An 8,608-nucleotide genomic window follows, 5' to 3' on the forward strand; every position below is an offset into this window, starting at 1 on the left:
GGCAAAAGACAAAGCAGTATGGCAAAAGGAATGTGTCAGAGAATGCGATGCAACGTTACAAAGCCATTATAGGTCCCCAATTACACAGTAGATACTTTGAAAACAACAACAGGAAATGATGCTAGCGGCATGATTTACACAGCTTGGTATGCCCGACAGCTACCGAGTCGCTTAATGATGTCAAAAGACAAAGTGGGTTGAGTACTGCAACAAAGCCACGAGAAGTCGAGAAACAACGTTTACTTCAAAACTAAACGAGACTTCAAGGCGGCGATAGACCAATTTTTTCTCGTGACTCTTCCAGAGATGGCAGGCTCTTTGACATCTCAGATTAATGATAATTTTCAGGTACTCAAACCTGCACCTTCAAGTTGATTCAATATATATGTGCTGTGGGTGAGCTTTATTCTGTCATAAACATCCAATTTTAAGGCGAGTTATCTATATATTTGTGCTGCTGCTTGCTTTGACATCAATTATTTTACCTCTTCTTTATTCAGAGAGCATTAACATCATAATTATCTCTTTCAGTTTGGCTTTAGCGACCTCTTGCGCCATGTAATGCCTAACTAAAAGCAGTTAGGTGTTGAAAAACCCATCCTTCGATAATTAGTCTCAAGAACATCCGAGATCATAAAAGCAGTAACCTTCTTTATTTCACCTCCGCCTTTCTTTAAATCTCGAATTATCTCCCTACCATTTTCAACACTCGCTCTTTTAACCGCTCCCGGTCTATTAAGCCTAGTATTAACAATGTTATCGGGGTCTGACATCACTTGAGATATGCTTCTTTTTTCTAATGCAGTCCAATCCTTAACCTCACTAATCACTACATTTTCACCTTTATATGAAGTTGAAAAGTATAATTTATTAGAATCTATTACATCTGAGCCCAAGGTATCAGAGGCACTTTCTAAAAAATCGTCATTGAACTGCAATGCCTCTGTTACGCTACTTTTAGTACTTTCATTTGGAAATGGTATTTTACCTTCCTCAATATCAGCTAAAATATTTTTGTTCTTTTCAAGCATACTTTTTACATTCTCATATAGCTTTTTCCTAGCTTCTGAATGTTCCAAGGGTTTATCTAAAACTAACTTTTCAGTAGAGAAGCCGACTTTTGAAAGCCTTACCTCCCCATTTTGAATTATTATTTTCGGCCTGATCGAGTCTAATTCACTTGGATTTATTTTAGTTACATCAATTTCAAGACTCCCAGACATCGAGCTAAATGAAATTGCAGAGAGTAGCAATATCAAAAATGTATTTATAAGATATTTAATTTTATATTTTCTTCCCATCATGATTCACCTCTTCAAGGAGTAATTGGTCTATGGTAATCCGGGGAAAGGAGAAGCCAACCCATTGTAATTCCCCTCAATAACATCAGAAACTACAAAAGCGGACATTCACCTAACGTTCGGATTATTGGACTTAAAATCTCTCACCACACTTCTACCTGTTTAGCACTGCACCTTTAAGAACCACATTAGTATTTACAATGTTGTCTGGATAACATGACGCAAGAGAAATACGCTTGCTCTTAACCTTAGGTCGCTCGAACGTTAGACATCAAAATGGATTATCCTTTGATTTAATTAAACTAGTGCCTCTTCCTATAGTCTTGATTTTTAGTTAATCAACTCAAAAAATCATTTTTAAAACTTTATCTAAGATACTTTTTCCCTGCTCCCATCACAATATTCGACCTAATTGGCGTGATGCAGGCGCATGGGTGGTCCTGTTTGAGAAACAGGAACCCATAAATTGATAGTGTCATCAAGGTACCTAATTATTTTATTATTATCTTCATCTAAAAAAGGAGTTGAGTTAAATGCTAGCCAATCAAAGTTTCCGCTTGAATATTTATGTACTTCTTGAGAAGAGTAATTTACGAGTTTACTGTTTTTATTTAGCGCAACCAGGTCGTCACGTAAATCGCTCAAGATTACAGCAGCGGCTTCATTTTCCCAATCACTTAACTTTTGTAGTTTCTTCACGTAATTATCGATTAATGCGCCCACAACGTTAAAGTAACTATTTTGAATAGAGCTAGTCATTTGAGCATAATCAATGAATCGTAATGATGTCTCATAGTTATCACCACCTTGTAGGCTCATTAATGAAACAGCATCATTTAATGCAACATCTACCTTTTTCTTTAGGCTTCCATCAGCCACATGTTTATCGATTTTCTCAATAAGCGAATTTAATTTTTCTTGACTGATTGGCTTTAATGAAATTTCTGATTTATCTACTAATTTAGTATTAACCAGGTCTTTAGCTGCATGATAAGAACTCATAATTTTGTTTTTAAGGGTGGAATGTTCCTCTCCAATTTTCGAATATGCATCATTAATTAATTTTGTAAACTTGGTCTCATCAGTCACATCGACGCCTTGGCTAATTAGTGACTTTGTTATGGCAAAAACAAATGGAGCAACATCAATTTTGGATTTAATATCATTCATGACAGAGCCTTGAATTATTGAGCTTTCAATTGGCATAAATATCGATATAAAAATAAGAAAACCTTCTTCAACCTTTACCTCTGAATAATCAAGGTTTTTCAAAATATGATGCCCAAAATATAACCAAGAATAGTATTTTTTTAGAACATCATTATATGGGGTTATCATTGATTCCTGAAGACTATGGATAAATTTTGTATCTGTAAGCATATCTTTGAATTCAACAACAAGATGATCGCTATTGTCATATATTACATCTACTGTTCTCTCTAAAACTGGGAAAAATACATCATTCAACCAACGCATATTTGGTATTGCAACATTTTTTATCGATTTTGAAAATCGGATGCTGTTTGTGCCTTCATATAATGGATGGAAATTTGCATTATTTAATGGGACATGTCCGAAACTACTTATGTATTTCTTCCCTGTCAATGAGGTTGAATACCAGTATTTTAAATTTTCCTTTAATCCGATTAGGTGGCTAATAGTTACTGGTAATTCACTGGAAACGAATTGCATGGTTATTGGGGTGGATACTGTGTTATCTTTGAAATATTTATCTACTCTATTAGAGTAATTATCATTAATCAATCTATATGCTAATTTGTGGAAACTGTTTTTATATAATTCAACTGTTAATTCTCCAAAATGTTTATATTCATAATTATAAATCTCATCATTATCACCTCGGATTATTTTTTTAAGCTTTAGTAGTGATGCGTCTGTTTTATCAATTGCTTTTGAGTAGACACCCATCAAAGTGCGATCGGACTCTTCCATCTTGTTGATGACCCCAGCCATTTTTATATCACCATAAATTGCAATCCCTTCAGCGATGAGAACACCTATAACTGGGTTTATAGCTTCCGCAATTGACTCGGAGAAAATTGAGCCGATAACTTCCCCTGCAATTTCCGGTGCTATGTAGGAGCCCAAAAGAACGGCACCACCAGTGATTTCATCAGCATTTTTATTTTCTATGCCGTCAAGCAATTCTAATCCACCACTTACAACGGCAATAGCTCCACCAATTTTCTCTGCCAACTCCATTGCTCCGGTTTCAAATTCTGGTATAACCTCACCAATTTCTTCATTAGTAATCTTTTGGCCAATGGGAGTTTCTTTTTCTGATATCGGTGAGATGTCCTCTTGAAAATCATCAACCTCTTTTTCAAGAGTTGTAGTTTTACATGCTTCCCCCTCATCCAAAAGAAAATAGAAAGAGTTAGCACTATTGGCAAATAATACCGCTCCGATTGATAGTCCAATAGTGCTTATTTTAAACTTCATTGTCCATTCCCCCGCCTAAAATATGATTTTTTGAAAATTTTTATGGAATTAAAAAATTGGTAAAACTGACAATAGACTATTTCAATCAATCAATAAGAACATTTAAATAATTTATGTTTTATTTATATTGAAAAATTATCATCCTTAATAATTCAAGGAAAAAGCATGAGCCACACCAAGAGAGTTTTTGACTCTGAGTTAAGTGAGAAAGAGCTTGCGGTTGAAAATGCAGCTAGAACAGTATTAGTCAAAAACAAGATTATATGTAGCAAAGCGGAAAGGGCTTTCAATAAAGGAAAGACAAAGGTGTTTGAAACATTATATAGTTCGTTAACTTTACCCAATTACATTCAAAGACCTTTCAGTTATGACGTAAGTGTTGATATAGGGGCGTCAACGCCAGTGTTTCCACTTAATGAAAGTAGAACGTCCAATACGAGCCGATAATGACGAGAGAAGATATGCGCCAAGCACTCTTCGAATACATCGAGGTTAATTATTACCGAACAAGAAGGCACAGGGCACTTGAATATCTAAGTCCAGTTAATTTCTTGTCACTTAGCAAACCAGTCAGTCTGACAAGTGTAGAGCACCCTTATCAAATAGGAAAACACTTATTCATATGAAGGTAAGACAACTTTTCCCTCACCAAATTTTTGTGAAAGAAAAGACTCTACAAACAGTTACGCTTCCCCAATTTATAGACTCGTCGAAAAAAGATAGATAAGGTAAAGACTCATTAAAACAAAGAAAAATCCTGCAATTTTATTGCCCCACTGTTCAATGTATCTTGACACTATATGTGCCCGCATCCAGTAACCAATGACAGCATACATCGAAAGCACTAGTGCCGTCGAAATACCGACAATCCCCAAACAGATCATATAATCACTGATATTACTATTCGTAAGGTCAACAAAACTAGGTAAGATAGAAGCATAAAAAAGGATAGTTTTTGGGTTCCCCATAGCTATAGATAGCCCGGCAAAAAATTCCTTTGTTGATAAATCAGACGTTGAGATATCGGTTTCACTTAAATGAGGAGAAGCCGCCATAATTAGACTATAGCCTATCCACCCTAAGTATATGGCACTAACAAATTGTACGAAGTGATAGATTCCTTGGACGCCGTTCTGAGCAAGTGCCGTATTGATGCTAAAATATGCAATGCTAAAAAATAACATAGCACCTATGACAATTCCTAAGGTCGTTATTAAACCCGACTTAAGCCCGACCCCCATACTTTGAATCATCACTAGCAACACACTTGGACCAGGTACTATTGATAGTAGCGTAATTGAAGCTGTAAATAATAAGATTGTGGTAATGTCCATGCCATTGCCTTTTAATGGTCTGTGCGTACGTAAACCCACATAGGCTTAATATCTGCAACATGAAAGCCAAACTTCTCGTAGAATCTAAATACTTGATTATCAACAAGTAAAGCTTTTTCGCTTGCCATAATGTTCCACTAAGTTTGATGCTTCCTCACTCAATTCAAGCCACAAATTTTCTGGCAGTATATCGGCGATGCAAACCAGAGGCTTTTTTGAAAATTGGGATTGAAGCTTACAAATATCTGCTTGAGTTAAACTGTCTATAAAATTCTGAAAAGCAGCGTCAATCCTTGATTGTCCATATTGCATGATGAATGTATCCTCATAAATTAAAGTTTTCATGCTAGATTCGAGTTTATAAAAATCAAAGAATAACGCTTAAATTCCGTTTTTTAATGAGGGAAGATAACTATTTATCCAAATTTATCTGCAAATGAATAAACAATTTATTACGTCTGAAAAATATACCTTTGCAGTCATCTCTTAAGGCGCGACCCAGAACAACGATAACAATACAAATATAACTAGTTGGAGTTTCCACTCAAATATCCTTTGAAACTATAATAATGACTAAAATAAATGTGACGACTGTAGTCATCTTGATAAAATGCTTAAAACCCATCAATTAAACAATTAATTTATGATTTAATTTATTCCCCTCGGTTTTTTGCGCAACTCAATGGAAATAAGTCAGCAACCTATGATCTGAGCAACTACCTTCACTCTCCTTCTTAGCCTCATGGATTGATGAAGAGACGATAAGCAGGTGGGCGCAAAGCAAACAGAATAAGCGCGGGAGACCACGTCGGTTTAGTGATTTAGCTCTCACGACAGCGCTCATGGTGAAACGCGGCCACTGAGAGCGCTACAAGGATTTATCGACTCGATATTTAGACTTGCCCATGTTCCATTAAGTTGTCCGCATTACACTTGCATCAGTCGTAGAACAAAGCAAGTTGAGGTCTCATTTAAGACTAAAACGAGAGGAGCAATACAGTACCTAGCCATTGATGCTACTGGCCTTAAGGTTTATGGCGAAGTTCTTCCGAACTTACTGAAACAAACACGTCAAAGCACCCTTGAGGTATCTGGTGATGGCGCTTACGACACGAGATCGTGTCACGCTGCTATTAAGATTAAGCGAGCCGTTGCGCTTATTCCCCCCAAGAGAAGGGGCAGCCTTCTGGGAGCGTGGCCATCCTAGAAATCTCGCAATGGGCAGCTAGAAGTTATACGGCTCAAATAAATATTGGAAAGAGCGGTATGGTTACCACAAAGCCTATCAACAACTCAAAATCAAAAAACGGATAATTATTAATTATTAATTACCCTTCAACCTCTTGCGATAGCTGACAGGAAGAAGCATAAAGACGTCAGGTTAATAATCGCCCCAATAATGATGAAAACATCTCAGCGCATTCAAGCCGACCGCATTGTAATAATTGAAGGAACTAAAAAGATGTCACTACGTTACGTCATATTGACGTATTTAAATGAAAAACCCCACTCAGGTTACAGCGTCACCAAAGAAATCAACCAATCCCATTATTGGAGCGCCGTCCTACAGCATACTTATCGAGAGATTAAGGTATTGCACAAAGAAAGATGGATAGAAGCGCATGCGAACTGTGCTTCAAAAGGCAACGCTTTCACTATCACCGAACTTGGTAAACAAGCGCTAATTAACTGGCTATCGACACCGGTGGCCACCTGTCAGCATAGAGATTCGTTTTGTATAAAATTGATGAATCATTCTCTCGCACCAACAGAATTAAGCCGTGAGATAGACCTCAGCATCAAAACCACCCTCACGGTCTGTCAATATTACGAACGAACCTTGAAACAACCGCAATTAAACGCTCGTCAAACCCTTATCCTCAAAAAGCGACTCGCAGAAGTTCAATTGAATTTGGATTGGTTCCAAGACATCCAGAAGACCTTGTTTTGAAAACGTCCACTCAAAGCAAAGTCGTTAAAAAAGAAATTGACCACATCGCCAAATACATTACACCTCAAGAAGATGAGGCCCCGTCAAGCACGCACCCAGAATGAACTTGAAGAGAACGACATCAGCCAAAATATTAAAATAGTGGGATTGATTCATAATAAGGAGAACACCTCATGGACAAAAGAACCGTACCAGCCCATCAGCGCATGGAAATACCGCTTAAACCCAACCACGCCTTACCATATCCAAGTAAAACCGTGCCAGAAAAATTAAAGCAGCAGACCAAAGTTCGTCGCCGCATTGAAGACATCCTTGAAGCCCAAGAATTTGATGCGCTTTGGAAGGATGGGTGAAATAGAAGACAATAAAGCACGGCCGCTTTGTCGCGTAATTCAGTTGAGAGACCATTTTTCACCGTTTGATATGCTTTTTAATCAATACGACAGGTTTCAGGCATCCCAAGCTTCTACAGCGCTTTGAGCATGTCTAAGTTTATGAAAGTAAACGTTTGTGATAACCAGACCGCTGTTTCCAATACTTATTGGAACCGGACACCTCCGGGCAACCAGCCGCGAGATTTCGGGAAGGGGATGAGCTCAAACGCGAGTTTAATCTGAATTGCATAGTAACAAGACCTCGTGTCATAGCGCCATCGCCAGATACCTCTATGAGACTTCGGCGTGTTTATTTGAGTAAGTTCGGGAGCACTTCTCCACCGGTAACATTAGATAAACTTAACTCAGCAGCAAGGATTTTCGGCGTCTTGGTATCGACCGCTAAGTGTAACTTTCGCCATACTCTAAGCTTCCCATCTGAACAAGGTTTTTTACTTCCTACTTACCTTCACCATAAACCTTGATGCCTCTCTACTCAATGGCTAGGCACTGCATTGCGCCTCTTGTTTTTGTTTTAGATGAGATATCTACCTCTTTTGCATGGCGAATGATACTTTTGTTATGTGGGCAGCTCAACGGAACATGAAGCTAGCCTAAATATTGAATCGATAGACCCTTGCAGCGATCTCAATGGCATAGAGAAGACTCGTTTCACCATTAGCGCAGTGGTAGTAATAACTAAATCACTGAATCGACGTGACCTACCACGCTGGTTCTGTTTGCTTTACGTCCCCCCACTTATCGCCTCGGGACCTATCAGAGCTAATAGGAACTAATACAGGTAAAGGAGACCTCTTTTTATTTGTACTGCAATTTATCTAACTCATAATTGTCCGTGCGACCTGAAGTCGTATGAAGCGTTGTTCACCACGCAGAGTGAACCATCTGTATCACCAGATGACCCTAAGATCCTGAATAAAGCAGCGGCTCTGACAACGTAACGAAGCTTGGTCGTTAGGCTGAGCGGGAGCAAAATCGTGAGAGGATGTTCCTCCTGATAACCTCAAAATCGGGTGAGTGCTAGGGAGTCAATATGATGAATGTAATGTGAATCCATTTAAGGCGCGTTATGTGATGAAACAGCGGAAGTGGTTAATACGCTGTAGCCAAAAGGCAACGAGAGTCGGAAAGAGATTGGACAAGGCTCTTTCGTGGTCATTGTAC

At 38.2% G+C, this 8,608-nt stretch carries 6 protein-coding genes and 4 pseudogenes; 5 read left to right on the forward strand and 5 right to left on the reverse strand.

What is annotated here, in order from left to right; genetic code table 11:
* Window positions 1-216 precede the first annotated feature (216 nt).
* Window positions 217-375, forward strand: a pseudogene (locus tag AB4513_RS23315) (IS630 family transposase); the annotation flags it as partial.
* 194 nt (window positions 376-569) lie between these two features.
* On the opposite strand, the gene AB4513_RS23320 reads toward AB4513_RS23315, so the two are convergent.
* Both AB4513_RS23320 and AB4513_RS23325 read right to left on the reverse strand, forming a co-directional pair.
* Window positions 570-1,304, reverse strand: coding sequence for a hypothetical protein (locus AB4513_RS23320; protein WP_016800077.1), 735 nt, complete (start codon window positions 1,302-1,304; stop codon window positions 570-572).
* Window positions 1,305-1,709: 405 nt separating this feature from the next.
* Window positions 1,710-3,764, reverse strand: a complete 2,055-nt coding sequence (locus tag AB4513_RS23325) for a hypothetical protein (protein WP_016800076.1) — start codon at window positions 3,762-3,764, stop codon at window positions 1,710-1,712.
* A 406-nt stretch (window positions 3,765-4,170) separates the two neighbouring features.
* On the opposite strand from AB4513_RS23325, the pseudogene AB4513_RS23330 reads away from it, so the two are divergent.
* Window positions 4,171-4,390, forward strand: a pseudogene (locus AB4513_RS23330) (IS3 family transposase); the annotation flags it as partial.
* A 72-nt stretch (window positions 4,391-4,462) separates the two neighbouring features.
* Here AB4513_RS23330 and AB4513_RS23335 read toward each other — a convergent pair.
* Window positions 4,463-5,098 (reverse strand): LysE family translocator, encoded by a 636-nt coding sequence (locus AB4513_RS23335; protein WP_016800075.1) that lies wholly within the window; start codon window positions 5,096-5,098, stop codon window positions 4,463-4,465.
* A gap of 99 nt (window positions 5,099-5,197) precedes the next feature.
* Window positions 5,198-5,443, reverse strand: a complete 246-nt coding sequence (locus AB4513_RS23340) for a hypothetical protein (RefSeq protein WP_016800074.1) — start codon at window positions 5,441-5,443, stop codon at window positions 5,198-5,200.
* Between the two features lie 389 nt (window positions 5,444-5,832).
* Between AB4513_RS23340 and AB4513_RS23345 the strand changes: the two are divergent.
* The 3 genes and pseudogenes from AB4513_RS23345 to AB4513_RS23355 all read left to right on the forward strand — a co-directional run.
* Window positions 5,833-6,324: pseudogene (locus tag AB4513_RS23345) on the forward strand (transposase); the annotation flags it as partial.
* Between the two features lie 173 nt (window positions 6,325-6,497).
* Window positions 6,498-7,049 (forward strand): PadR family transcriptional regulator, encoded by a 552-nt coding sequence (locus tag AB4513_RS23350; RefSeq protein ID WP_240798338.1) that lies wholly within the window; start codon window positions 6,498-6,500, stop codon window positions 7,047-7,049.
* Between the two features lie 173 nt (window positions 7,050-7,222).
* Window positions 7,223-7,402: a hypothetical protein gene (locus AB4513_RS23355; protein WP_016800071.1), complete on the forward strand. Its 180-nt coding sequence runs from the start codon at window positions 7,223-7,225 to the stop codon at window positions 7,400-7,402.
* A gap of 601 nt (window positions 7,403-8,003) precedes the next feature.
* Here the strand turns inward: AB4513_RS23355 and AB4513_RS23360 are convergent.
* Window positions 8,004-8,153 (reverse strand): annotated as a pseudogene (locus AB4513_RS23360) (transposase); the annotation flags it as partial.
* Window positions 8,154-8,608 lie beyond the last annotated feature (455 nt).

The organism is Vibrio sp. 10N.222.54.E6, from assembly GCF_041473955.1.
GTDB lineage: Bacteria > Pseudomonadota > Gammaproteobacteria > Enterobacterales > Vibrionaceae > Vibrio > Vibrio tasmaniensis_A.

Excerpts from the sequence above, each read along its gene's own strand:
- AB4513_RS23320 (WP_016800077.1), bottom strand. The coding sequence starts at position 1,304 with ATGATGGGAAGAAAATATAAAATTAAATATCTTATAAATACATTTTTG.
- AB4513_RS23325 (WP_016800076.1), bottom strand. The coding sequence starts at position 3,764 with ATGAAGTTTAAAATAAGCACTATTGGACTATCAATCGGAGCGGTATTA.
- AB4513_RS23335 (WP_016800075.1), bottom strand. The coding sequence starts at position 5,098 with ATGGACATTACCACAATCTTATTATTTACAGCTTCAATTACGCTACTA.
- AB4513_RS23340 (WP_016800074.1), bottom strand. The coding sequence starts at position 5,443 with ATGAAAACTTTAATTTATGAGGATACATTCATCATGCAATATGGACAA.
- AB4513_RS23350 (WP_240798338.1), top strand. The coding sequence starts at position 6,498 with ATGATGAAAACATCTCAGCGCATTCAAGCCGACCGCATTGTAATAATT.
- AB4513_RS23355 (WP_016800071.1), top strand. The coding sequence starts at position 7,223 with ATGGACAAAAGAACCGTACCAGCCCATCAGCGCATGGAAATACCGCTT.